This is a genomic window from Kitasatospora sp. NPDC058190 (assembly GCF_042883685.1).
GTDB lineage: Bacteria > Actinomycetota > Actinomycetes > Streptomycetales > Streptomycetaceae > Kitasatospora.
Window position 1 is genome coordinate 24306 of record NZ_JBHVVI010000011.1, and the last position, 24192, is coordinate 48497.

19 protein-coding genes are annotated in these 24192 nt (G+C 74.6%); 14 read left to right on the plus strand and 5 right to left on the minus strand.

Going from position 1 to position 24192, the window contains the following annotated elements; translation table 11 throughout:
- Together ACFVWU_RS07325 and ACFVWU_RS07330 are read right to left on the minus strand one after the other, a co-directional pair.
- Entirely contained in the window at nucleotides 1-1617 is a 1617-nt protein-coding gene (locus ACFVWU_RS07325) for a DUF5691 domain-containing protein (RefSeq protein ID WP_387616737.1), read from the minus strand.
- A gap of 265 nt (nucleotides 1618-1882) precedes the next feature.
- Complete coding sequence (locus ACFVWU_RS07330; RefSeq protein ID WP_387616739.1) at nucleotides 1883-3181, minus strand: SWIM zinc finger family protein; 1299 nt, start codon at nucleotides 3179-3181, stop codon at nucleotides 1883-1885.
- A 178-nt stretch (nucleotides 3182-3359) separates the two neighbouring features.
- Between ACFVWU_RS07330 and ACFVWU_RS07335 the strand changes: the two genes are divergently transcribed.
- The 5 genes from ACFVWU_RS07335 to sucD all read left to right on the plus strand — a co-directional run bounded on the left by ACFVWU_RS07335 (nucleotide 3360) and on the right by sucD (nucleotide 10376).
- Nucleotides 3360-4442 carry an AAA family ATPase gene (locus ACFVWU_RS07335; RefSeq protein WP_387616741.1) on the plus strand — a complete coding sequence of 361 codons (1083 nt, stop codon included), beginning with the start codon at nucleotides 3360-3362 and terminating at the stop codon, nucleotides 4440-4442.
- Nucleotides 4439-6796: a DUF5682 family protein gene (locus tag ACFVWU_RS07340; protein ID WP_387616743.1), complete on the plus strand. Its 2358-nt coding sequence runs from the start codon at nucleotides 4439-4441 to the stop codon at nucleotides 6794-6796. The genes ACFVWU_RS07335 and ACFVWU_RS07340 overlap by 4 nt, the downstream gene beginning before the upstream one ends.
- 34 nt (nucleotides 6797-6830) lie before the next feature.
- A complete protein-coding gene (locus ACFVWU_RS07345; protein WP_387616745.1) occupies nucleotides 6831-8009 on the plus strand; it encodes a VWA domain-containing protein in 1179 nt (392 codons plus the stop codon).
- Nucleotides 8010-8300: 291 nt separating this feature from the next.
- Nucleotides 8301-9473 (plus strand): ADP-forming succinate--CoA ligase subunit beta, encoded by a 1173-nt coding sequence (sucC, locus tag ACFVWU_RS07350; protein WP_387616747.1) that lies wholly within the window; start codon nucleotides 8301-8303, stop codon nucleotides 9471-9473.
- An 18-nt stretch (nucleotides 9474-9491) separates the two neighbouring features.
- On the plus strand, nucleotides 9492-10376 hold the full coding sequence (sucD, locus tag ACFVWU_RS07355) for a succinate--CoA ligase subunit alpha (RefSeq protein ID WP_387616749.1): 885 nt from the start codon (nucleotides 9492-9494) through the stop codon (nucleotides 10374-10376).
- 66 nt (nucleotides 10377-10442) lie between these two features.
- Here sucD and ACFVWU_RS07360 read toward each other — a convergent pair whose 3' ends face one another.
- Nucleotides 10443-12515, minus strand: coding sequence for a sigma factor-like helix-turn-helix DNA-binding protein (locus ACFVWU_RS07360; RefSeq protein WP_387616751.1), 2073 nt, complete (start codon nucleotides 12513-12515; stop codon nucleotides 10443-10445).
- A gap of 132 nt (nucleotides 12516-12647) precedes the next feature.
- Between ACFVWU_RS07360 and ACFVWU_RS07365 the strand changes: the two genes are divergently transcribed.
- The gene (locus ACFVWU_RS07365) at nucleotides 12648-14039 is read left to right on the plus strand and encodes a DUF6350 family protein (RefSeq protein WP_387616753.1); all 1392 of its coding nucleotides are present in this window, start codon (nucleotides 12648-12650) and stop codon (nucleotides 14037-14039) included.
- 9 nt (nucleotides 14040-14048) lie between these two features.
- Here ACFVWU_RS07365 and ACFVWU_RS07370 read toward each other — a convergent pair whose 3' ends face one another.
- Nucleotides 14049-14684 carry a hypothetical protein gene (locus ACFVWU_RS07370; protein WP_387616755.1) on the minus strand — a complete coding sequence of 212 codons (636 nt, stop codon included), beginning with the start codon at nucleotides 14682-14684 and terminating at the stop codon, nucleotides 14049-14051.
- Nucleotides 14685-15065: 381 nt separating this feature from the next.
- Here ACFVWU_RS07370 and purN point away from each other — a divergent pair, with 381 nt between their 5' ends.
- Nucleotides 15066-15725 carry a phosphoribosylglycinamide formyltransferase gene (gene purN, locus ACFVWU_RS07375; RefSeq protein WP_387616757.1) on the plus strand — a complete coding sequence of 220 codons (660 nt, stop codon included), beginning with the start codon at nucleotides 15066-15068 and terminating at the stop codon, nucleotides 15723-15725.
- Entirely contained in the window at nucleotides 15722-17299 is a 1578-nt protein-coding gene (gene purH / locus ACFVWU_RS07380) for a bifunctional phosphoribosylaminoimidazolecarboxamide formyltransferase/IMP cyclohydrolase (protein ID WP_387616766.1), read from the plus strand. Before purN ends, purH begins: the two co-directional genes overlap by 4 nt.
- Nucleotides 17300-17393: 94 nt before the next feature.
- Here purH and ACFVWU_RS07385 read toward each other — a convergent pair whose 3' ends face one another.
- Entirely contained in the window at nucleotides 17394-18011 is a 618-nt protein-coding gene (locus ACFVWU_RS07385) for a hypothetical protein (protein ID WP_387616768.1), read from the minus strand.
- A 479-nt stretch (nucleotides 18012-18490) separates the two neighbouring features.
- Between ACFVWU_RS07385 and ACFVWU_RS07390 the strand changes: the two genes are divergently transcribed.
- From ACFVWU_RS07390 to ACFVWU_RS07415, 6 genes are all read left to right on the plus strand, one after another.
- Nucleotides 18491-19345, plus strand: a complete 855-nt coding sequence (locus ACFVWU_RS07390) for a bifunctional methylenetetrahydrofolate dehydrogenase/methenyltetrahydrofolate cyclohydrolase (protein ID WP_387616770.1) — start codon at nucleotides 18491-18493, stop codon at nucleotides 19343-19345.
- A gap of 19 nt (nucleotides 19346-19364) precedes the next feature.
- The gene (locus ACFVWU_RS07395) at nucleotides 19365-19790 is read left to right on the plus strand and encodes a DUF3017 domain-containing protein (RefSeq protein WP_387616772.1); all 426 of its coding nucleotides are present in this window, start codon (nucleotides 19365-19367) and stop codon (nucleotides 19788-19790) included.
- 224 nt (nucleotides 19791-20014) lie between these two features.
- Complete coding sequence (locus ACFVWU_RS07400; protein WP_387616774.1) at nucleotides 20015-21007, plus strand: malate dehydrogenase; 993 nt, start codon at nucleotides 20015-20017, stop codon at nucleotides 21005-21007.
- 112 nt (nucleotides 21008-21119) lie between these two features.
- On the plus strand, nucleotides 21120-22445 hold the full coding sequence (locus ACFVWU_RS07405) for a hemolysin family protein (RefSeq protein ID WP_387616776.1): 1326 nt from the start codon (nucleotides 21120-21122) through the stop codon (nucleotides 22443-22445).
- A 30-nt stretch (nucleotides 22446-22475) separates the two neighbouring features.
- A complete protein-coding gene (gene trpS / locus ACFVWU_RS07410) occupies nucleotides 22476-23516 on the plus strand; it encodes a tryptophan--tRNA ligase (protein ID WP_387616778.1) in 1041 nt (346 codons plus the stop codon).
- 185 nt (nucleotides 23517-23701) lie between these two features.
- On the plus strand, nucleotides 23702-24190 hold the full coding sequence (locus ACFVWU_RS07415) for a 2'-5' RNA ligase family protein (protein WP_387616780.1): 489 nt from the start codon (nucleotides 23702-23704) through the stop codon (nucleotides 24188-24190).
- The last annotated feature ends 2 nt before the right edge of the window (nucleotides 24191-24192 follow it).

Consider the following 24192-nt stretch of genomic DNA (forward strand, 5'->3'; position numbering starts at 1 on the left):
TCAGGGCGCCGGTTCGGCCGGCCTCAGCTCGTTCAGCATCGCCGCCCGGAAACGTAGCGTCCCGGCCAGCCGGGCGAAGGTCTCCGACCAGGCGGAGTCCGGGGCGGCCCCGACGGCCAGCTCCTCCACCGCGGCGGCCGTCTCCGGGGCGAGCGCGCGCTCCGTCATTCCGAGCACCCCGCTGTGGCTCCACGGGTACGCGCCGGAGGCGGCGGCCCGGGCCAGTGCCGTCACCACGGCGGTGGACAGCGGCGGTGTCCACGGGGTGGCGCAGGCGCCGAGCAGCTGGAAGGCCTCGCCCAGGCCGTGCACCTCGATGAAGGCGGCCGTCCAGGCGGCCCGCTCCTCGGGCGGCAGGACGGCCAGCAGCTTGGCCGGGGCCCCGGTGACCCGCGGGGTGCGGGCCCGTCCGGCGCCGCGGGCGGGCGGTACGGGGGCCGGGCCGAGCAGCGCCCGGGCCCATGCGGCGTCGTTCTGGCGGACGGCGGCGCGGGCCCAGGCCTCGCGCAGGTCGTCGGCCCAGCTGCTGCTGGTCGCGTCCACGCTGTCGCCGACCCGCAGTGCGAGCAGCTGCTCGGGCGTCAGGCCGGTGCTCCGCGACCAGGTCGCGAGCGGCGCGGCGGCCACCACCTCGCCGAACCACCAGGCCCGTTCGCCGCGCCCGGTGGGGGACTTGGGCGCGATCCCGTCGCGCTGCATCCGCTCGTCGCACTCGGCGGGCGGGGTGACCAGCAGGTGGGTGCCGCTCTCGGCGAGGCGGACGGCGGCCTGTGCCCGCTCGGCCATCCGCAGCGCGAGGGCGGAGCCGGGCAGCGTGGAGAGCAGCTCGGCGGCGGTGGCGCGGACGTTCTTGCTGCGGTCGCCGAGGGCGGCCTCCAGGAACGGTTCGTCGGCGGGGGAGAGGCCGTCCTGCAGGGCGTCCAGGAAGAGCAGCCGGTCCTCGGCGCGCTCGGTGGACCAGGTGCTGCGCAGCAGCTCCAGCCCGGCGGCCGGGTCGCTGCGGCGCAGCAGGGTGAGGTGGGTGACCCGCTCGGCGAACAGGCCCTCGTGCCACAGCCGGTGGTCGGCCGGGTCGTCCGGCTGCCGGTCCGGCTCGGGGGCGGCGGTGCGCAGCACGAACCGCCAGTCCGGGTTGTGCGAGGCCAGCCAGCGGCCCAGCGGACCGGCCAACGCGACGGCGTCGCCGCGCAGTTCGCTGCGCGCGCGGGCGGCGTCGAGCAGCCCGGGTATCAGCGCGGCGGGCGGGCGCAGGCCCTCCAACCGGGCGGTGGTGAGCCACTGCGGCAGCAACTCGGCCAGGTTGGCCAGGGTGCCTCCGCCGTTGCCGCCGGTACGCCCGGCGAGCAGGACGGCCAGCCGGCGGGCGGCGGCCTCGGGCATCTCCGGGCGGGGGTCCTCGGGCGCGGGCGGCCCGGGCGGCCCGGCGGCCGGTACGGGCAGGGCGCCGGCCCGGCGGCGGACGGTGGCCAGCGCGGCCAGCTCCAGCAGGGCGGTGGCCGGATCGGACCGGTCCACGGTGTCGGCGAGCGGCAGGGCGGTGGCCGGGAGCGGGCGCCGGTCGGTGCCGAGCAGGGCGCTGGTCCGCAGCGGCTCCCACGGGTCCTGGGTGATCGTCATCGTCGGTGCTCCTAGGCGTGTCTTGTGGGTTTTGTCGGATCAGGCCGCGGCGTTGGGGTGCGTGCATCGCAAGGCGGAGGTGGGGGCACCTCCCGGCCGAAGGCTGGGGGCGGAGCCACCGCGGTGGGGGCACCTCCCGGCCGAAGGCTGGGGGACATTGGCGACCGACGACAACGCGGCGAGGTGCGCTTGTGCCCTGCGGGTACCTCCCGGCCGAAGGCTGGGGGAGCGTCGCGGCCCCGGCAAGGATCCGCAAGACACGCCTTTAGGCAGAGGTGAGGCCGACCGGGCGGTGCTCGGCGGTCCAGGCCGTGACCGGGGCGAAGCCCTGGTGGCCGTACTCGCCGAAGACGGTCAGCGGGCGGCCGGTGGAGACCGCGGCCAGCCGCCACAGTGCCGCCTCCGGGACGGCCGAGGCGCGGACGGGCACGGTGTGGTGGCCGTCCGTCAGGTGCCAGCCGTCCGGAGTGCGGACCGGGACGACCCCGGCGAGCACGGTCGGCCAGCTGTCCAGCCACGGGTCGTCGGCCACCGCGGTGCCGTACCCGGCCACCGCCTCGGCGACGGTGAGTCCGGCGGGCGCTTCGGTCGGGCCGGGTTCGGGGGCGCCGTAGCGGGTGCCGAGCGCGGCGCGCAGCGGGCGGGCGCCGGGGTGGTAGCCGAGTTCGGCCTCCAGCAGGTGGCCGGTGGGCAGGGCGAGTTCGGGGGCCTGGCCGGGGCGGCCGAAGGCGAGCAGCAGGGCGGGGCGGCCGGTCTTGGCGCCGCGCAGCCAGATGCGGCGGGTGGTGAGCCGCTCGTCGGAAGTGTCGCGGCTGCCGAGCACCAGCCAGCGGTCCCGGACGGTCGGCCCGGCGAGCACCTCGGCGGCGTCCAGGGTGTAGCCGACCCGGGCGCGGACGGTGGCGGCCAGCTCGGGCGGCAGCTCGTCGACCCGGGTGGCGGCGGTGGCCAGCAGGTGGAGCATCGCGTACTCCTCCAGCAGCCGCTCCTCCGGCAGGGTGTCCAACTCCCGCACCCGGGTGGCCAGTCCGGAGGCCTGGGCGTCGACCATCCGGGCCGCGACCTCCTCCCAGGGCCCGGCCGTGGACTGGTCGGCCAGGCCGTGCCGGATCCGGTCGGCCAGCCGTAGCCGCAGCTCGGCCGCGCCGGCCGCGACCCGGGCGCCGCGCCGTTCGGCCCGGCGGCGGGCGGCCTCCGGGTCGGCCGGGGGCGCCGCGCGCTTCTCGGCGCGCTCCCGGCGGGCCTTGAGCCAGTCGGCCGCCCACTCGGCGGGCTCCCCGGCCGGCACGGCCTCGGGGGCGCCGCTCCACAGCAGGAGGAGCCCGAGCGCGTGCTTGCACGGGAACTTCCGGCTGGGGCAGCTGCACTGGTAGGCGGGCGTGGCGAGTTCGATCACGGTGCGGTACGGCGTGCGGCCGCTGCCCCGGCACTCGCCCCAGAGTGCGGTGCCGTCGGTGCCCGTCCCGGACCAGGGCGCGGGCGAGGACAGCTTGCCCGCGGCCTTCTGCGACGCGGCGTCAGGCGCCAGGGACAGGACGTGTTCGGTGCTCCAGCGTTCCTCCATGCGACCGACGGTAGGCGGGGGCACTGACAGCGGCTGACTGCCCGTCCGGACCGGTCCGGCCGTTGTCAGTGGCACGTTGCAAGGTGGTTCCCACAGGCCGGGACGCCGACCTGGCTCCCCCCGATCACCCTGCCGCCCGGGCATCCGTGCGCCCGGCGGCCGACCCGAAGGAGCCCCCATGACCGACGTTCTGCGGCAGCACGCCGAGGACGCCTTCGCCGGCGAACTGGCCGCGCTGGCCGCGCAGGACGACCGTCCGCGCCCCGAGCGCTGGAAGCTCTCGCCGTGGGCCGTGGCGACGTACCTGCTCGGCGGCGAGCTGCCCGACGGCACCCGGATCACCCCCAAGTACATCGGCCCGCGCCGCGTCGTCGAGGTCGCCGTCACCACCCTGGCGACGGACCGGGCGCTGCTGCTGCTCGGCGTGCCCGGCACCGCGAAGACCTGGGTGTCCGAGCACCTGGCGGCCGCGATCAGCGGCGACTCCACCCTGCTGGTGCAGGGCACCGCCGGCACCCCCGAGGAGGCCGTCCGGTACGGCTGGAACTACGCCCAGCTGCTCACCCACGGCCCCAGCCGGGACGCCCTGGTGCCCTCGCCGCTGATGCGGGCGATGGCGGACGGCAAGCTGGCCCGGATCGAGGAGCTCACCCGCATCCCGGCCGACGTGCAGGACAGCCTGATCACCATCCTGTCCGAGAAGACGCTGCCGGTACCGGAGTTGGGCAGCGAGACCCAGGCCGTGCGCGGCTTCAACGTGATCGCCACCGCCAACGACCGCGACCGGGGCGTCAACGAGCTGTCCAGCGCGCTGCGCCGCCGCTTCAACACCGTGGTGCTGCCGCTGCCGGGCTCGCTGGACGAGGAGGTCGACATCGTCACCCGCCGGGTCAACCAGCTCGGCCGCTCCCTCGACCTGCCCGAACTGCCCGGCGGCGCCGAGGAGATCAGGCGCGTGGTGACGGTCTTCCGCGAGCTGCGGGCAGGCCTGACCGTGGACGGCCGGACGAAGGTCAAGACCCCGAGCGGCACCCTCTCCACCGCCGAGGCGATCTCGGTGGTGACCAACGGCCTGGCCCTGGCCACCCACTTCGGCGACGGCGTGCTGCGCGCCGGGGACGTGACGGCCGGCATCCTCGGCGCGGTCGTCCGCGACCCGGTGGCGGACCAGGCGGTCTGGCACGAGTACGTCGAAGGGGTGGTGCGCGAGCGCGACGGCTGGAAGGACTTCTACCGCGCCGCCCGCGAGGTGGCCGTATGAAGGACACCGAGGTCGCCCTGCTGGGCATCCGGCACCACGGGCCCGGCTCGGCCCGGGCGGTGGCCGCCGCGCTGGTGCAGTGGCAGCCGGACGCGGTGCTGATCGAGGGCCCGGCGGAGGCCGACGCCGTCGTCCACCTCGCCGCCGAGAAGGACCTGGTACCGCCGGTCGCCCTGCTCGCCCACGCGGTGGACGACCCGGCGAAGGCCGCGTTCTGGCCGTACGCCGAGTTCTCCCCGGAGTGGGTGGCGATCCGCCACGCCGTGGACCGCGACCTGCCGGTCCGCTTCATCGACCTGCCCGCCGGGTACGGCTTCGCGCCCGCCGACTCCGCCGACGGGGACCGCCCCGACGAGCTGCCCGCCGACGGGGACCGCCCCGACGAGCTGCCCGCCGACCCGCTGGCGCTGCTCGCCGAGGCCGCCGGTCACGACGACCCGGAGCGTTGGTGGGAGGACGTGGTCGAGCACCGCGCCCCCGGCGCGGACGCGCTGGCGCCCTTCGCCGCCGTCGCCGAGGCGATGGCCGCGCTGCGCGCCGAGGGCCTCGGCGAGTCCCGCCGGGACCGGCTGCGCGAGGCGTACATGCGCCAGCAGATCCGCGCCGCCCGGCGCGCCGGACACCGCCGGATCGCCGTGGTCTGCGGGGCCTTCCACGTCCCCGCGCTGGCGACGATGCCCACCGTCGCCCACGACCGGGCACTGCTCGCCGAACTGCCGAAGAAGGCGAAGGCGGACATCACCTGGATCCCGTGGACGCACCGTCGGCTCTCCCAGGCCACCGGCTACGGCGCGGGCATCCAGTCGCCCGGCTGGTACCACCACCTGTTCACCACCGAGGGCGACCCGGTCCCGCGCTGGCTCACCCGGGCCGCCGAGCTGCTGCGCGCCGAGGACCACCCGGTCTCCTCCGCGCACGTCATCGAGGCGGTCCGGCTCGCCGAGACCCTGGCCGTGCTGCGCGGTCGCCCGCTCGCCGGGCTGACCGAGACCCTGGACGCCGTCCGCGCGGTGCTCTGCGAGGGCTCGGACGTCGCCCTGGAACTCGTCCGGGACCGCCTGGTGGTCGGCGACGAGCTCGGCGAAGTCCCGGAGGCCGCACCGGCGGTGCCGCTGCAGCGCGACCTCGCCCGGCTGCAGCGCTCGCTGCGGCTCAAGCCCGCGGCCGCGGCGCGGGACCTCGACCTCGACCTGCGCAAGGACACCGACGCGGCCCGCTCGCGGCTGCTGCACCGGCTGCGGCTGCTGGGCGTCGAGTGGGGCGTGCCGGCCCGCTCCGCGGTCAACTCCACCGGGACCTTCCGGGAGAGCTGGCGGCTGTGCTGGCAGCCCGAGTTCGCGGTCCGGATCGCCGAGGCCGCCCAGTGGGGCACCACGGTCGAGGAGGCCGCCGTCAACAAGGCGGTCGGCACCGCCCGGGCCGCCGTCGAACTCGCCGAGCTGACCGGCCTGGTGGAGACCTGCCTGCTGGCCGGGCTGTCCGGTGCGCTGCCCGCCGTGATGCGGGTGCTCGCCGACTGCGCGGCCCTGGACACCGACGTCGCGCACCTGGCGGGCGCGCTGCCCGCGCTGGTCCGCGCACTGCGCTACGGCGACGTGCGCGGCACCGACCACGGCGCGCTGGCCGGGGCCGCCGCGGGCCTGGCCGAGCGGGTCTGCGTCGGACTGCCGCCCGCCTGCGTCGGGTTGGACGCGGAGAGCGCGGCGGCGATGCGCGCCCGGATCGACGAGGTGCACGGCGCGATCGCCCTGCTCGACCCGGATGCCTCCGGACAAGCCGCCCCGGGAGACTCCCCGGGAGCCTCCGCGGAGACCGACGGCCTGGCCGACCGCTGGGCCGCCGCCCTGCGGTCGCTGGCCCGTCGCGAGCCCGCCGGCGGACCGGCCACCGGCGCCCCCGGCCTGCTGCGCGGCCGCGCTGTCCGGCTGCTGCTGGACGACGGCCGGCTGGACTCCAAGGAGGCCGGCCGACGGCTGCGGCTGGTGCTGTCCGTCGCCAGCGCCCCGGCGGACGCGGCCGGCTGGGTCGAGGGCTTCCTCACCGGCGGCGGCGCCCTGCTGCTGCACGACCCCCGGCTGCTCGCCCTGCTGGACGAGTGGCTGACCGGCGTCGGCGCCGAGGTCTTCACCGACGTCCTGCCGCTGCTGCGCCGCACCTTCGCCGGGCTGGAGGCGGGCGTGCGCACCACCATCGGCGGCCGGGTCGCGGCCGGCCCGCTCGGCGTGGCCCCGCCGGCACCCGAGACGGCCGGCGAACTCGACCGGGACCGCGCCGACGCCGCCGTCCCGGTGCTGGCCCTGCTGCTCGGCGTCCGCCCGAAGATCCCGCGGCAGGCCACCGGCCGCAACACCTGACCGCCGCGACAATCGACCGAAGGAGGAGGACCCGATGGCGACCACGACCGACGAACGGCTGCGCCGCTGGCGCCTGGTGCTCGGCGGCGAGGCCGACGGCACCGGCTGCACCCTGCGCGGCCGCGACGCCGCGATGGACGGCGCCCTGGCCGCGCTCTACCGGGGCAGCCCCGACGAGGCCGGCCGGCCCCCGCGCGGCGGGCGCCGCAGCGCCGGGCTCGGCGGCTCGGCCCCGCAGGTGGCCCGCTGGCTCGGCGACATCCGCGAGTACTTCCCGTCCACCGTCGTCCAGCTGATGCAGCAGGACGCGATCACCCGACTCGGCCTGGACCGGCTGCTGCTGGAGCCGGAGATGCTGGAGGCCGTCGAACCGGACGTGCACCTGGTCGGCACCCTGCTCTCGCTCAAGCACGCGCTGCCCGAGACCACCCGGGAGAGCGCCAGGGCCGTGGTCGGCAAGGTGGTCGCCGACCTGGAGCGCCGGCTCGCCGACCGGACCAGGGCCACCGTGGGCGGCGCCCTCGACCGCAGCGCCCGGGTGAACCGGCCGCGCCACCGGGACATCGACTGGGACCGGACGATCCGGGCCAACCTGAAGAACTACCTGCCCGAGCACGGCACCGTCGTGCCCGAGCGGCTGGTCGGCTACGCCCGGGCCCAGCGCGCGGTGAAGAAGGACGTCATCCTCTGCATCGACCAGTCCGGCTCGATGGCGCCCTCGGTCGTCCACTCGGCGGTCTTCGGCGCGGTGCTCGCCTCGATGCGCACCCTGGACACCCGACTGGTCGTCTTCGACACCTCGGTGGTCGACCTCACCGAGCAGCTCACCGACCCGGTGGACGTGCTGTTCGCCACCCAGCTCGGCGGCGGCACCGACATCAACCGCGCGCTCGCCTACTGCCAGTCGAGGATCACCCGGCCGTCCGAGACCGTCGTGGTGCTGATCAGCGACCTGTACGAGGGCGGCATCCGGGACGGCATGCTGCGGCGGGTCGCCGCGATGAAGGCGGCCGGCGTCCAGTTCATCGCCCTGCTCGCGCTCTCCGACGAAGGTGCGCCGGCCTACGACCACGCCCACGCCGCCGCCCTGGCCGCGCTCGGCGCCCCGGCCTTCGCCTGCACCCCGGACGCCTTCCCCGAGATCATGGCGGCGGCGATCGAGAAGCGTCCGATCCCGCGGCACCTGTTGAAGGGGTCGGACCAGGGGGTGTGACGGCCTCACCCGGGTGGGTGAACCCCGCCCGATCGGCGAAGTAGGCGTCCGGGCTGATCTGTGACGGTTCTCACCCAAGCCGGACAGGCCCCGGGCGGAACACGCCCGTCCCACGGGGATAACCTGCCAGACGGACGTGACGCGCGTGTTGATTGACGTGTGCGCCCGTGGCTGTGTGGGCCGCAAGGCCGTACCTCTGCGTACCCGCACCGCCCCGACGACCCGCAGCGAAGATCCTGCCGTGGCACGCTCGTAGAGACACAATCCGCGACCACGAACAAGGACAAACACGTGGACCTGTTCGAGTACCAGGCGAGGGACCTCTTCGCCAAGCACGGTGTGCCCGTGCTTGACGGCGATGTCATCGAGACCGCCGCAGACGCTGCCGCCATCGCGGAGCGCTTCGGCGGCCGCGCCGTCGTCAAGGCTCAGGTGAAGGTGGGTGGCCGAGGCAAGGCCGGTGGCGTCAAGCTCGCCGCCGACCCGGCGGACGCCGTCGCCAAGGCCGAGCAGATCCTCGGCATGGACATCAAGGGCCACACCGTGCACAAGGTGATGCTGGCCCAGACCGCGGACATCAAGGACGAGTACTACGTCTCGTTCCTGCTGGACCGCACCAACCGCACCTTCCTGGCCATGGCCAGCGTCGAGGGCGGCGTGGAGATCGAGGTCGTCGCCGAGGAGAACCCCGAGGCGCTCGCGAAGATCCCGGTCGACGCCAACGAGGGCTGCACCCCGGAGAAGGCCGCCGAGATCGTCGCCGCGGCGAAGTTCCCGGCCGAGGTCGCCGACCAGGTCGCCGACGTCCTGCAGAAGCTGTGGAAGGTCTTCATCGCCGAGGACGCCCTCCTCGTCGAGGTCAACCCGCTGATCAAGTCCGGCGACGGCAAGATCATCGCGCTCGACGGCAAGGTCTCCCTGGACGAGAACGCCGAGTTCCGCCAGCCCGAGCACGAGGCCCTGGAGGACAAGGCCGCGGCCAACCCGCTGGAGGCCGCCGCCAAGGCCAAGGGCCTGAACTACGTCAAGCTCGACGGCCAGGTCGGCATCATCGGCAACGGCGCGGGCCTCGTCATGAGCACCCTCGACGTGGTCGCCTACGCCGGTGAGAAGCACGGCGGCGTCAAGCCCGCCAACTTCCTCGACATCGGTGGCGGCGCGTCCGCCGAGGTCATGGCGAACGGCCTGGAGATCATCCTGGGCGACCCCGACGTCAAGTCGGTCTTCGTCAACGTCTTCGGTGGCATCACCGCGTGCGACGCGGTCGCCAACGGCATCGTGCAGGCCCTGGAGCTCCTCGCGAGCAAGGGCGAGAACGTCACCAAGCCGCTGGTCGTCCGCCTGGACGGCAACAACGCGGAGCTGGGTCGCAAGATCCTCGACGACGCCAACCACCCGCTGGTCCAGCGCGTGGACACCATGGACGGCGCCGCTGACCGCGCCGCCGAGCTGGCCAACAAGTAAGGAAGGGGACTTAACACCATGGCTATCTTCCTTACCAAGGACAGCAAGGTCATCGTCCAGGGCATGACCGGCGCCGAGGGCATGAAGCACACCCGCCGCATGCTCGCCTCCGGCACCCAGATCGTCGGCGGTGTCAACCCGCGCAAGGCCGGCACCACGGTCGACGTCGACGGCACCGAGATCCCGGTCTTCGGCTCCGTCGCCGAGGCGATGGAGAAGACCGGCGCCGACGTCTCCGTCCTCTTCGTGCCGCCGGCCTTCACCAAGGCCGCCGTCGTCGAGGCCATCGACGCCGAGATCCCCCTGGCCGTCGTCATCACCGAGGGCGTCCCGGTGCACGACACCGCCGCCTTCTGGGCGTACGCCGGTTCGAAGGGCAACAAGACCCGGATCATCGGCCCGAACTGCCCCGGCCTGATCAGCCCCGGACAGTCGAACGCCGGCATCATCCCGGCCGACATCACCAGCTCCGGCAAGATCGGCCTGGTCTCGAAGTCGGGCACCCTGACCTACCAGCTCATGTACGAGCTGCGCGACATCGGCTTCTCCTCGGCCGTGGGCATCGGCGGTGACCCGGTCATCGGCACCACCCACATCGACGCCCTCAAGGCGTTCCAGGAGGACCCGGAGACCGAGATCATCGTCATGATCGGTGAGATCGGTGGCGACGCCGAGGAGCGTGCCGCGGCCTACATCGCCGAGCACGTCACCAAGCCGGTCGTCGGCTACGTCGCGGGCTTCACCGCCCCCGAGGGCAAGACCATGGGCCACGCCGGCGCCATCGTCTCGGGCTCCTCGGGCACCGCCCAGGCGAAGAAGGAGGCCCTCGAGGCCGCCGGTGTCAAGGTCGGCAAGACGCCGTCCGAGACCGCCCGCCTGGCCCGCGAGATCATCGCCGGCTGACGTCGGTCCCTTGCGCGGTGAGCGCCCCCGCCCTTCCCGGGCGGGGGCGCTCGCCGTTTCGGTGCCTCAGCGCTTCGGGCCCGTCGTGCAGGGCAGCGGGGACCACAGCGGGCACACCGCCGGACCCTGCCGCGGGGGCGGCGCCTGGACCTCCGCCGAGGCCGGCAGCTCCCAGCCCGCCACCGCCCGAGGCTGCGGATCCACCACCGCCGCCGCCAGGCCCGGTGCCGGGCTGCACCACAGACTGGCGATGCCGTTCGGCGCCCCGCCCGGCAGCAGCGGCACACCCGGCGGCGCCACCTTCGCGTCCGGGGCCGGCACGCACAGCGTGGGGGCCGGCGGGTCATACGACTCGAACAGCGCCGCCGGGCGCAGCCCCGCGAGGGTCGCCAGCGTCGCCCCGCCCACCGCCAGGGTCAGCAGCGCCGCCGCGCCCGTCCGGCTCGCCGTCCACACCCGGTGCCGGGCCCGCAGCAGCGGCACCGGCGAGCGGTGCGGCTCCGGGCACCCCCGCACCGCCGCCCGGTGCAGCAGCCCGCTCAGCCCGTCCGCGAACCCCGGCGCCGCCGGATCCGGCCCCACCAGCTCGGGCACCCACTGCGCCAGCGCCGCTCGCGCCGCCCACACCCGACCCTCGGCCGCCGTCCGGGTCGACTCCACCTCCACCGCGATCGCCGCCGCAGGCAGCCCCAGCCCGTCGTGCAGCACCAGCGCCCGCCGCTGCTGCCGCGACAACTGCCGCAGGGCCTTCAGCAGCGCCCTGTCCCGATCGGTCAGCCGGTCCTGGTCCGGCAGCACCGCCTGCGCCTCGTCCGCCGGCCGCACCCTGGTCCGCCGATGCGGCAGCGTCCACGCGTGCGCCCGCCGCAGCTCGCCCCAGTGCCACGGCGACAACGCCAACTCGCACGCCCGCACCCGCACCCAAGCCTCCGGATCCCCCGACCCGACCACCTCGGCCCACCCCCGCCGCGCCTCCCCGAACGCCTGCCGCACACAGTGCACCGCCCGGTGCCGGGCCGCGGTCAGCAGGAACACCTGCTGCACCAGCCGGGTGTGCGCCTCCTCGTAGAGATCGTCGAAGCCCGCCACGGGTTCGTCCGAGAGGTCCCGCCGGCTCCCGGCTTCGATGAGGGCCATGTCGATGCGCTCCCTGCGGTCGGCGGGCGAGGGGGCCTCCTGCCGCGGGACGGACTGCCGCTCGGCGCTCGCGCTCCGGCCGGTGGCCGCGCCGCCGCGCTTCCGGGCATCGGCGGGCGCGGTGGGTGGGTGCTGCCGCGGGGGCCCGGTGTCGCGTTGCCGGAGAGGCGCGGTCGGCCGGTCGTGTCGTGGCGCGGGGGGTTGTTCGGCGGGTGCCGTCGACGGGTGCTGCCGCGGGGTCGGAGCATCGGTCATGGCTTGGCCGCGGGCCGAGGTGCCGGGCTCGGTCGGTGCGGTCGGCAGTCGGCGCCGTGCGGCCGCTCCCTGCTCCCCGGTCGCCGCCGGGTCGGGAGTCGCCGGTACGCGCGCCGCGCCGGGGCTGGTCGCATCCCCGGCCGCGGGCGCCCGGTGCTGCGTCGCCTCGCCCGTCGCGGGCGCCCGGGTGTCGTTGCGACGGGGGCCCTGCCGCTGCCCCTTCGTGGCCGGCCCGGCCGCCTCGGCGAGGGAGGCCGCCGTCGCCCCGGCCGCGCCGGATCCGGGCTGGTCGCCGGGCTCCGTCGGCGCGGCCGGGGTCGCCGCGCGGGGAGCCCCGCGGTCCTCCTGGCCGTGCTCGGTGCCGACGACGGGGGAGCGGTGCTGCTGGTCGCGCCGGTCGGGTTCGCCGGAGGCCGGGCTCCGGGTCGCGGCCGGGGTGGCCGTCATGCCGCCGTGTTCTCCCGAGGCCGTGGGGGCCGCTCGCGTGCTGGTGTGCGGGACCGGGGGGCGCCGGCCCGCGCGGACGGGGGGTGCGGTTCTGATGAGGGCGATGGCGGCGGCTTCGGTGAGGCAGCCGAGCTTCCGCAGGGCGCGGTGGAGCAGGTCGCGCGCGGCGGTGGGGGTGACCCCGAGGGCGGCGGCGGTGTGCTGGAGGTCGTGCCCGGCGGCGAGGTGGGCGAGGACCTGGGACTCACCGGGTGTCAGCTTCCGCGGCGGGTCGGTGGCGTGGGTGGGTGGCGTGGTCATCAGACGCTCCGGGCCGGGGCGCCGACGGCTTGGGGGCAGGGTCTGAAAAGGCGCATAAGCCAATAATCTGGGACACGGCGGCGGTTTGCCGCTTCACGGAGCATGGCGAGTCGCCTTGGCAGCATGAGGCCCATGACACAGCTGATGGGGCGTCCGATCCTGGAATCGCCTGGCGAATTGGGCGGACGCCCCGTGCTGGCCGACCTGTTGGCGGGGGTGCGGACCGCGTTGGTCGGCCTGGCGGTGGTCACGGTACCGGTGCTCGGCCTCTGGGTCGCGACACCGTACGCCGATTCGGGCGCGGCGCGCGCCACCCGGTTGGCGGGTGCACTCTGGCTGCTGGGGCACGGCGCACCGGTGCTGCGTGGGGACGGGGGCGCCCCACTGACCGTCACCCCGCTGCTGCTCGGCGCCCTGGCGGTGGTGCGGCTGTACCGGGCGGGGGCCGGGGTGGCGGCCCGGCGCGGGCTGCGCTCGCGGTGGGGCGGCCCGTTCGCGCTCTGGACGGGCTACTGCGCGGTGGCGGTCGCGGTGGCGCTGCACTGCGCGGGCGCCGGGCTGTTCCGCAGCCGGGTGCTGCCGGACCTCCTGGTGGTCGGCCTGCTCGCCGGGCTGGCGACCGTCGCGGGCGTCCGCTCGGCGCAGTCCCCGCCCACCGCGGCGCACCCGCTGCTCGACCGGTTGCCCCGGGGCTGTCGACCGACCGGCGGCGCGGCCGCGGTGCGGCGGGCGGCCGGCGCGGCCGGGGCGGGGCTGGTCGCGGCCGGCGGGGTGCTGGTGGCGGTGGCCGCGCTGCTGGACGCGGTGACCGGCGGCGGCCGCGGGGCGGGTCTGCTCAGGGGCGGGCCCGCCGCCCTGCTCGGGCTGCTGCTGGTCGCGGTGGTGCTGCTGCCGAACGCGGTGCTGTGGGGTGCGGCGTACGCCCTGGGCCCGGGCTTCGAGGTCGGGACCGGGACGCTGGTGTCGCCGGGCGGTACGGAGCTCGGCCCGGTGCCGGAGTTCCCGCTGTTCGCCCTGCTGCCCCAGGAGGGCCCGGGCGGCTGGCGGCTGGCGGCGTTGGCGCTGCCGCTGTTGGCGGGGCTGGTGCCGGCGGTCCTGCTGGGCCGTGCGGCGGCCGGCCGGCCGGGCCCGCGCGAGGACGGCCACCCCTGGCCGGCGGCCGCGACGGTGACGGCGGCGCTGGCGGCCGCGCTGCTGCTCGGTGCCGGGGCGGCGGCGCTGGGCTGGCTGTCGGGCGGGGCGCTGGCGGGGGAGCGGATGGCCTGGTTGGGGCCGCGGCCGTGGTGGACGGGCCTGGCGGCGGCGGGCTGGCTGGCGCTGGTCGCCGTCCCGGGCGCCCTGGTGGTCCGGCACCGCGCGCTCAGCCCGTCGGTTGACCGGTCCTCCTCGGCCGGCCGGGCCCCGGCGGCCGCCCCGGGCGCGTACGCCGGGCTCGCGGTGCACACGCACCGGAGCGCGCTGCGGCTGCGCGCCCGCACGTACGTCCTCGTGCTGCGGCTGTCCGGCCGGGGCCCCGCCGACTGAACCCGGTGGCTACTCCGCGTTCCCGGTGAAGTCCACGTACCACTGCGGGGCGTACCGGTCGCAGTTGTCGGCGCCGACGTTGGTCAGCGAGTCCCGGACGCAGGTCGCGTAGTCCTGGTAGTAGACCCCGAGCCCGACCATCAGGCCGACCATCGCGACGGTCATCGCGCCGGTCAGGATCCCGGCGAGCGCGGCCGGGGTGAGCGGGTTCGGTGCCGGGACGCCGGGAACGGCCCCGACCGGGGCGCCACCGGCACCGGTCGCCGGCTGCTTGGCCCGCAGCGCGCTGACGCCCCAGTAGATCCCGAGCAGCCCGACCAGCAGTGCGAGCCAGTGGAACTCCGCGAACAGGCAGACCAGCGCGAACGGCCCGGCCAGCGCGGCGTTGCGGGCCCGGCGGTGGGCCGGGTTGGCGGGGTCGAGCCGGGGCGGCTGCGGGACGGGCGGGCGCTGGCCGGGGCGGCCGTCGCCGAGGCCCTGGCCCCACGGCGGCGGGAGCTGCGGGCGGTCGCCGCCGCCCTGGCCGCCGTTGCCCTCCGGGCCCTGAGCGGACCAGGGGCCGCGCGGCTGCCACGGCTGGTCGGGGGCGTCCGCCGGCGGCGGCGCGAAGGGGTTGTGCTCGCCGTTGTCGTCGCCGCTGCTCATCGGTTCAGCCATTCCTTCTCGGTCGGGGGCCGTGCGGAGGGTCGCGCGTCGGAGCGGTCTCCCGCGTCCCCCATGATCCCGCAACCGTTCGAGGGCCCGGCCGGGGGCCCGGGCCCCCGGCCGGGGGCGGGGTGCGCAACTCCGGTGCGCGGGGCCCGAGGAGATCCCTGTCTCAACTACGCGCGTAGCGCCGCGGGGAGGGTACGGAGGCCGTCCGACCAGCCGTTATCGTGGTGACGGTCAGCAGCTCACATTGGTTCCCGGGGCCCGCGTCGCGGCGGGTTCTCCTGGTGTTCCCCTTCGCTCGACCTGCCGTTCGTAGTGGCCCCACCGCCGGTGGACGTACCAGCGGACGGCGCCCGACCTACGGAGAATCGCGCAGTGGCCGCCGCCCCCGCCCAGCTCTTCCCGCCCCGTACGCCCGGACCGGCCCGCCTGGTGGTGCTGGTCTCCGGCTCCGGTACCAATCTGCAGGCGCTGATCGACGCCGTCGCCGACCCGGCCTACGGCGCCGAGATCATCGCGGTGGGCGCGGACCGGGACGGGATCGCCGGACTGGAGCGCGCCGAGAAGGCGGGACTGCCGGCCTTCGTCCACCGGGTGAAGGACTTCCCGGACCGCGCCGACTGGGACCGCGCGCTGACCGCCTCCGTCGCCGCCCACCAGCCGGACCTGGTGGTCACGGCCGGCTTCATGAAGATCCTCGGCCCCGAGTTCATCGCGGCCTTCGGCGGGCGGATCGTCAACACCCACCCCGCACTGCTGCCCTCCTTCCCCGGCGCCCACGGCGTCACCGACGCGCTCGCGTACGGGGTGAAGGTCACCGGCTGCACCGTCCACCTGGTCGACGCCGGGGTGGACACCGGGCCGATCATCGCGCAGGGCGTCGTCGAGGTCGTCGACGCCGACCACGCCGATGGCGGCGACGCGCTGCACGAGCGCATCAAGACTGTCGAGCGCAAGCTGCTCGTCGACGTCGTGGGCCGGCTGGCCCGCGAAGGTCACCGCATCGAGGACCGAAAGGTATGGATCCCGGCATGAGTGCCAGCGCCACCACGCCCCCCGTTTCGGAGAACATCCGTCCGATCCGTCGCGCGCTGATCAGCGTGTACGACAAGACCGGTCTGGAGGAGCTGGCCCAGGGCCTGCACGCCGCCGGGGTCGCCATCGTCTCCACCGGCTCCACCGCCGGCCGGATCGCCGCCGCCGGTGTCCCGGTGACCGAGGTCTCCGAGCTGACCGGCTTCCCGGAGTGCCTGGACGGGCGTGTGAAGACGCTGCACCCCCGTGTGCACGCCGGCGTGCTCGCCGACCTGCGCCTGGAGTCGCACCGCGCGCAGCTGGCCGAACTCGGCGTCGAGCCCTTCGACCTGGTCGTGGTGAACCTCTACCCGTTCAAGGCCACCGTCGCCTCCGGCGCCACCCCCGACGAATGCGTGGAGCAGATCGACATCGGCGGCCCGAGCATGGTGCGCGCCGCCGCCAAGAACCACCCCTCGGTGGCCGTCGTGGTCGACCCGGCCCGCTACGGCGACGTGCTGACGGCCGTCCGGGAGGGCGGCTTCGACCTGGCCACCCGCAAGCGCCTGGCCGGTGCCGCGTTCGCCCACACCGCCGCCTACGACGTGGCCGTCGCCTCCTGGTTCGAGGCCGGTTACGCCCCGAGCGACGAGCGATTCCCGGAGTTCCTGGGCGGCACCTGGGAGCGGCAGAACGTGCTGCGCTACGGCGAGAACCCGCACCAGGGCGCCGCGCTGTACAGCGACGGCACCGGCGGCCTGGCCGGCGCGCAGCAGCTGCACGGCAAGGAGATGTCGTACAACAACTACGTCGACACCGACGCCGCCCGCCGCGCCGCGTACGACCACGCCGAGCCGGCCGTCGCGATCATCAAGCACGCCAACCCGTGCGGCATCGCGACCGGCGCCGACGTCGTCGAGGCGCACCGCAAGGCGCACGAGTGCGACCCGGTCTCCGCGTACGGCGGCGTGATCGCGGTCAACCGCCCGGTCACCGTCGAGCTGGCCGAGCAGATCGCCCCGATCTTCACCGAGGTCGTCGTGGCCCCCGGCTACGAGGACGGCGCCGTCGAGGTGCTGGCCCGCAAGAAGAACCTGCGGGTGCTGCTCGCCCCCGAGGCGCCGGCCAACCGCCAGGAGGTCCGCCCGATCTCCGGCGGCGTGCTGCTCCAGGACGCCGACCGGGTCCAGGCCGAGGGCGACGACCCGGCGAACTGGACGCTGGCCACCGGCGAGGCGCTCTCCGCGGCCGAGCTGGCCGAGCTGGCCTTCGCCTGGCGCGCCTGCCGGGCCGTCAAGTCCAACGCGATCCTGCTGGCCAAGGACGGCGCCTCGGTCGGCGTCGGCATGGGCCAGGTCAACCGGGTCGACTCCTGCAAGCTCGCGGTCGAGCGGGCCGGTGAGCGGGCCAAGGGCTCGTACGCGGCCTCGGACGCCTTCTTCCCGTTCCCGGACGGCCCGGAGATCCTGATCGCCGCCGGCGTCAAGGCGATCGTCCAGCCGGGCGGTTCGATCCGCGACGAGCAGGTCATCGAGGCGGCCGAGAAGGCGGGCGTGACGATGTACTTCACCGGCGCGCGCCACTTCTTCCACTGAGCCGTCGGCCGGTAGGACGAGAGCGGTAGCACGAAGCGGCCCGGCTTCCTCCGAGGAGGAGCCGGGCCGCTTCGCCGTGTTCCGTGCCGTTCGGTCAGTACCGCGGCCGGTTGAACCAGCTGACGCCGTCGCGGACGCACATGGCGGTGATCCAGATGATGCTGATCGCCAGCCACAGGAAGGCCATCACCAGCCCCACCGCGGTGCCGGCGCTGATGGCGCCCAGCAGGATCAGCAGGCCGATCAGGCCGCCGAAGCAGCCGTACACGATGGTGGTGACCCGGACGGAGTTGCCGCCCTTGCCGAACTTGGCGCCGAGCGTGATGGAGAGCGCGGCGAACAGCCCGAACACGACCGCGATCACGATCAGGACGCCGGCGGCGGCGTCGCCCATCGCGGTGAACGGGTTGTCGCTGGTCGTGTGCTTGAGGGTGTTGGTGGCGTCCTTGGCGGCCGCCCCGATGATCACGTAGACGATCGCGAGAATCGTCTGCACGCCGCCGACGATGAACAGCAGCACCCGGGCGGTCGTCACCAGGCCCGGCATGGACTGCGGCACGGCCGGCGCGAAGCCGTAGCCCGGCGCGGCCATCGGGGCCTGCTGCGGGTAGCCGTAGCCCGGCGCGGCCGGCGGGGCCTGCTGCGGGTAGCCGTAGCCCGGCGCGGCCGGCGGCTGGCCGTACGGGTTGTTCGGGTCGGGCGGGTAACTCATGGATGCCTCCGGGCAGTTACGGGACGCGGGGACGGGACGGCGGAGGACCCGGTTGCGGTCGGCGAGTCGGGTCGACGACGGAACGGGACGGTATCGGCGCGCAGTGACAGCCCGGCGGCGGTGACGGGCACGGCCGGCTCAGCAGCGTGACGAGGAACGGGCGAGCACGGGCCTGGACGGGCGCGGCGCGGTGAGGACGGTGCCGCGGCGGTCGGGCCGCTCGGTCTGCTGTGGTCGGATCACTGGCTCTTTCCCCCGGGTACGCCCCCGCCACGGGATCCGTCGACCCGTCACCGGGCCGCGCCGCGGCAGGGGATGCCCGCATATCGTCATCCGGACGGCAGTACCGTGTCCAGCCGGTTCCGGGTGCCGGGCCAAGACTGTGGCGCAACCGCAATACGGGGCGGACCTTCCGTGCCCGTCCGGTCGCGGGAGCGGCCCGGGTACGGCGGCCGGTCGCGATCCGGGAGAATGGGGTCATGACTGCCCAGATTCTCGATGGCAAGGCCACCGCGTCCGCGATCAAGTCCGAACTCGCCGCCCGCGTGGCGGCCCTCAAGGCGAAGGGCGTCACGCCCGGCCTCGGCACCGTCCTGGTCGGCGACGACCCGGGCAGCCGCTGGTACGTCAACGGGAAGCACAAGGACTGCGCCGAGGTCGGCATCGCCTCGATCCAGCGCGAGCTGCCCGCCACCGCCACCCAGGAGGACGTCGAGAACGTCGTCCGCGAGCTCAACGCCGACCCGGCCTGCACCGGCTACATCGTCCAGCTGCCGCTGCCCAAGGGCCTGGACCAGAACCCGGTCCTCGAGCTGATGGACCCGGACAAGGACGCCGACGGCCTGCACCCGACCTCGCTGGGCCGCCTCGCCCTGGGCATCGACGGCCCGCTGCCGTGCACCCCGCTGGGCATCGTCGAGCTGCTGCGCCGCCACGACGTCGAGATCAACGGCGCCGAGGTGGTCGTGGTCGGCCGCGGCATCACCGTCGGCCGCTCGATCGGCCTGCTGCTGACCCGCCGCAGCGAGAACGCCACCGTGACCCTGTGCCACACCGGCACCCGCGACCTCGGCGCGCACCTGCGCAAGGCCGACATCATCGTGGCCGCCGCGGGCGTGCCGCACCTGGTCAAGCCGGAGGACGTCAAGCCGGGCGCGGCGGTGCTGGACGTGGGCGTCAGCCGCAGCGAGGGCAAGATCGTCGGCGACGTGCACCCGGGCGTGGCCGAGGTGGCCGGTTGGATCTCCCCGAACCCCGGCGGCGTGGGCCCGATGACCCGCGCGATGCTGCTCAACAACATCGTCGAGGCGGCCGAGCGCCGCGTCGGCGTCTGACCCCCGAGGGACGGCGAGCATGACTGAACCGCGAGCGGCGCGGTCCCGGCGCAGGCCGGTCAAGACCACCGGCACCATGCCGCCCGAGGGCGCGGCCCCGGCCCTCGGGCGCGACCACGCCCTGCCGGTGCGGCAGTGGCCGATAACGCTGGTCCTGTCGGTGGTCGGCGCCGGCCTCGCGGTCACCTGGTTCGCCGACTTCAAGGACGGCTTCAAGTACGGGCTGCTCATCCTCGGCGCCGGGGTGCTGCTCGGCGCGGTGCTGCGGCTGGTGCTGCCCGAGGTCGGGATGCTGGCGGTGCGCAGCCGCTTCACCGACGTGATCGTGCTGACCTTCCTGGGCGCCTCGATCGTGCTGCTGACCCTGGTGGCGCAGCCGAACCCGTGGCTGGAGTTCCCGCTGCTCGACAACATCGGCCAGCTGATCGGTCGACCCAAGCACTGAGCCGCCCGCGCACCGTGGCCCCGTCCGGAACTCCCGGGCGGGGCCGCGGCGCGTCCGTGCCGGAACAGCGGTGCCCGTTGTGACGCAACAGCCATGCCCGCACACGCGGCGTACGCTTCCCTTTGCGATAACCTGACGCCGGTCTCTCGATGTCGAGAGACCATCCTCGGCTCCAGTGCGCCGGTGTGCCTGGGGCACCTGGCGATTTGCTGGAGAAGGTAGAAATGACCCGCACCCCCGTCAACGTCACCATCACCGGAGCGGCCGGCCAGATCGGCTACGCGCTGCTCTTCCGCATCGCCTCGGGCCACCTGCTCGGCGCCGACGTGCCGGTGAACCTGCGCCTCCTGGAGATCCCGCAGGGCCTCAAGGCCGCCGAGGGCACCGCCATGGAGCTCGTCGACTGCGCCTTCCCGCTGCTGCGCGACATCACCATCACCGACAAGCCGGCCGAGGCCTTCGACGGCGCCAACGTCGCGCTGCTGGTCGGCGCCCGTCCGCGTACCGCCGGCATGGAGCGCGGCGACCTGCTGCAGGCCAACGGCGGCATCTTCGGCCCGCAGGGCAAGGCCATCAACGACCACGCCGCGGACGACATCAAGGTCCTGGTCGTCGGCAACCCGGCCAACACCAACGCCCTGATCGCCCAGCGCAACGCCCCGGACGTCCCGGCCGAGCGGTTCACCGCGATGACCCGCCTGGACCACAACCGCGCGGTCGGCCAGCTGTCCGCCAAGACCGGCGCCCTGGTCTCCGACATCAAGCGCGTCACCATCTGGGGCAACCACTCCGCGACCCAGTACCCGGACATCTTCCAGGCCGAGGTCGCCGGCAAGCCGGCCTTCGAGGCCATCGGCAGCGACCAGGCCTGGCTGGAGAACGACTTCATCCCGACCGTCGCCAAGCGCGGCGCCGCCATCATCGACGCCCGTGGCGCCTCCTCGGCCGCCTCGGCCGCCAACGCCGCCATCGACCACGTGTACACCTGGGTCAACGGCACCGCCGAGGGCGACTGGACCTCCATGGGTGTCGTCTCCGACGGCTCCTACGGCGTCCCGGCCGGTCTGATCTCGTCCTTCCCGGTCACCACCAAGGACGGCAAGTTCGAGATCGTCCAGGGCCTGGAGATCTCCGACTTCTCCCGCGCCCGCATCGACGCCTCGGTCAACGAGCTGGTCGAGGAGCGCGACGCGGTCCAGGAGCTGGGCCTCATCTGAGCCCCGCCCGTACGGCCTGTTCCGGCGGCCCGCCCCCTTCCGATTTCGGGAGGCGGCGGGCCGCCGCCGTGTCCGGTCCCAGGTACGCACCGGCCACCTACACTGGCCCGCTGTGAACGAAACCTTCGGGGACGCCGCGCTCGTCCTCGTCTTCATCCTGCTGGGCGGGCTGTTCAACGTCGCCGAGATCTCGCTGATCTCACTGCGCGAGGGCCAGATCCGGACGCTGGCGGCGCACGGCACCCGGCGCTCGGCCCGGGCCGCGCACCTGGCCGCCGACCCCAACCGCTTCCTGGCCGCCGTCCAGGTCGGCGTGACCTGCATGGGCTTCCTGTCCGCCGCCTTCGGCGCGGACACCCTGGCCGGCAAGGTCGCCCCGCTGTTCGTCCGGGCGGGCCTGTCCGAGGGGATGTCCGACGCGGTCGCCCTGGTCGGCCTCACCCTGGTGATCAGCTACGTGTCGCTGGTGCTCGGGGAGCTCACCCCCAAGCGGATCGGCCTGCAGCGCGCCGAGTCCATCGCGGTGGTCGCCGCCCCCGTGGTGGACGTGATGTCGGTGGCGCTGCGCCCGGTGATCTGGCTGCTCGGCCACTCCACCAACCTGATGGTCCGGCTGCTCGGCGGCGACCCGACGGCCGGGCGCGGCTCGATGAGCTCCGAGGAGCTGCGCGGCCTGGTCGCCGCCAACACCGAACTGGGCAGCGACGAACGGGCGTTGATCGCAGACGTGTTCGCCGCCGGGGAGCGCCAGCTGCGTGAGGTGATGGTCCCGCGCACCGAGGTGACCTTCCTGGACGCCGAGCGCCCGCTGACCGCCGTACGGCACCAGGCCGAGACCTCGCCGCACTCGCGCTACCCGGTGGTCGAGGGCAGCGCCGACGCCGTGGTCGGCTTCGTCCACGTCCGCGACCTGTACGGCGCCCGCGGCGAGCAGGCCGTCAAGGTCCGCGACCTGGCCCGCCCGGTCAAGCTGCTGCCCGGCACCAAGCGGGTGCTGGAGGCGATGGGCGAGATGCGCCGGGAAGGCCACCACCTGGCCATCGTGGTGGACGAGTACGGCGGCACCGCCGGGATCGTCACCCTGGAGGACCTGGTCGAGGAGGTGATCGGCGAGATCCGGGACGAGTACGACCGGCCGGAGACCGCCACGACCCGCCGGCTGGCCGGCGGCGGCATGGAGCTGGACGGCCTGCTCAACCTCGGCGACTTCGCGGAGGAGACCGGCGTCACCCTGCCCGAGGGCCCGTACGAGACGGTGGCCGGCTGCCTGGTCGCCTCGCTCGGCCGGCTGCCCAGGGAGGGCGACCAGGCCCACGTCCCGCTCGACGGCGGGGGAGCGGTGCTGCTGACGGTGGCCAAGGTGGAGGGCCGGCGGATCGCCCGGGTGAGGGTGAGTGCCGTCACACCGGTCGAACCGCCGGGGGCGGAGGTTTCCTGAGCGACCGGTGGAACTGGAACAATGGCCCGCATGGTCAACGCAGCGGTCACTGGTCCGGTCAAGGACCGTCCCCGGGTGCTCTCCGGCATCCAGCCCACCTCCGGCTCGTTCCACCTCGGCAACTACCTGGGCGCGGTGCGCCAGTGGGTCGACCTGCAGAAGGACAACGACGCCTTCTACATGGTCGTCGACCTGCACGCGATCACCGTCCCGCAGGACCCGGTGACCCTGCGCCAGAACACCCGGATCTCCGCCGCCCAGCTGCTCGGCGCCGGCCTGGACCCGGAGCACTGCACCCTGTTCGTCCAGTCGCACGTGCCCGAGCACGCGCAGCTCGCCTGGGTGATGAACTGCCTCACCGGCTTCGGCGAGGCCTCCCGGATGACCCAGTTCAAGGACAAGTCCTCCCGGTACGGCGCCGAGAGCACCACTGTCGGCCTGTTCACCTACCCGATCCTGCAGATCGCGGACATCCTGCTCTACCAGGCGGACGCCGTCCCGGTCGGCGAGGACCAGCGCCAGCACGTGGAGATCACCCGCGACATCGCGGAGCGCTTCAACTCGCGCTACTCCGCGACCTTCACGATCCCGAAGCCGTACATCCTCAAGGAGACGGCGAAGATCCAGGACCTGCAGGACCCGGCCGTCAAGATGAGCAAGTCGGCCTCCTCGCCCAAGGGCCTGGTCAGCCTGCTGGACGACGCCAAGGCCAGCGCCAAGAAGTTCAAGAGCGCCGTGACCGACACCGGCACCGTGGTCTCCTACGACGAGGAGGGCAAGCCGGGAGTCTCCAACCTGCTGCGGATCCACTCCGCGCTCAGCGGCCAGTCGGTCGAGCAGCTGGTCGCGCACTTCGAGGGCAAGATGTACGGCGCCCTGAAGACCGAGCTGGCCGAGCTGTTCACCGAGTGGGTGACCCCCTTCCAGGAGCGCACCAGGACCTTCCTGGACGACCCGGCCGAGCTGGACCGGGTGCTGGCGATCGGCGCCGAGAAGGCCCGCGCGGTGGCCTCCGAGACGCTGGCGACGGTGTACGACCGGATCGGCTTCCTCCCGGCCGCCAAGCGGTGACTCCCCTCACCCGTCTGCCCGGTGGTGGCGACAGTGATTCGCCCTTCGCTTCCGAGCGCTCGGACCCGGCGCCGACGTTCGTCGCTCCTGCGCTCCCTCCTTCGTCGGTCGCTGGTCGCTCCTCGCTTTCGGCACCGGCGCGCTCTTCGGCCCAGGGCGGGGAGGTCGTCACCATCGGCGTGTCCGTGAGCGTCCCGGACCCGTACGGGACGCGGATCCAGGACGCCCGGGCCGGGCACGGCGACCCGCAGGCCCGCTCGATACCGACGCACGTCACCCTGCTGCCGCCGACCGAGGTGCCGGCCGGGGCGCTGCCGAAGATCGAGGAGCACCTCGCCGCGGTGGCGGCCGCGCACCGGCCGTTCCGGATGCTGCTGCGCGGCGGCGGCACCTTCCGCCCGGTCTCCCCGGTGGTCTTCGTCCGGGTCGAGGAGGGCGCGCAGGAGTGCCGGCTCCTGGAGGCGGACGTCCGCTCCGGCCCGCTGGCCCGCGAGCTGGCCTTCCCGTACCACCCGCACGTGACGGTCGCGCACGGACTGCCGGACGACGTGCTGGACCAGGCGTACGAGCAGGCGCGCGGCTTCCGGGCCTCCTTCACGGTCCCGGGCTTCTCGCTCTCCCGCTTCGACGCGGACGAGGTCTGGCGGCCCTGGCGGAGCTACTCCTTCTCCTGAAC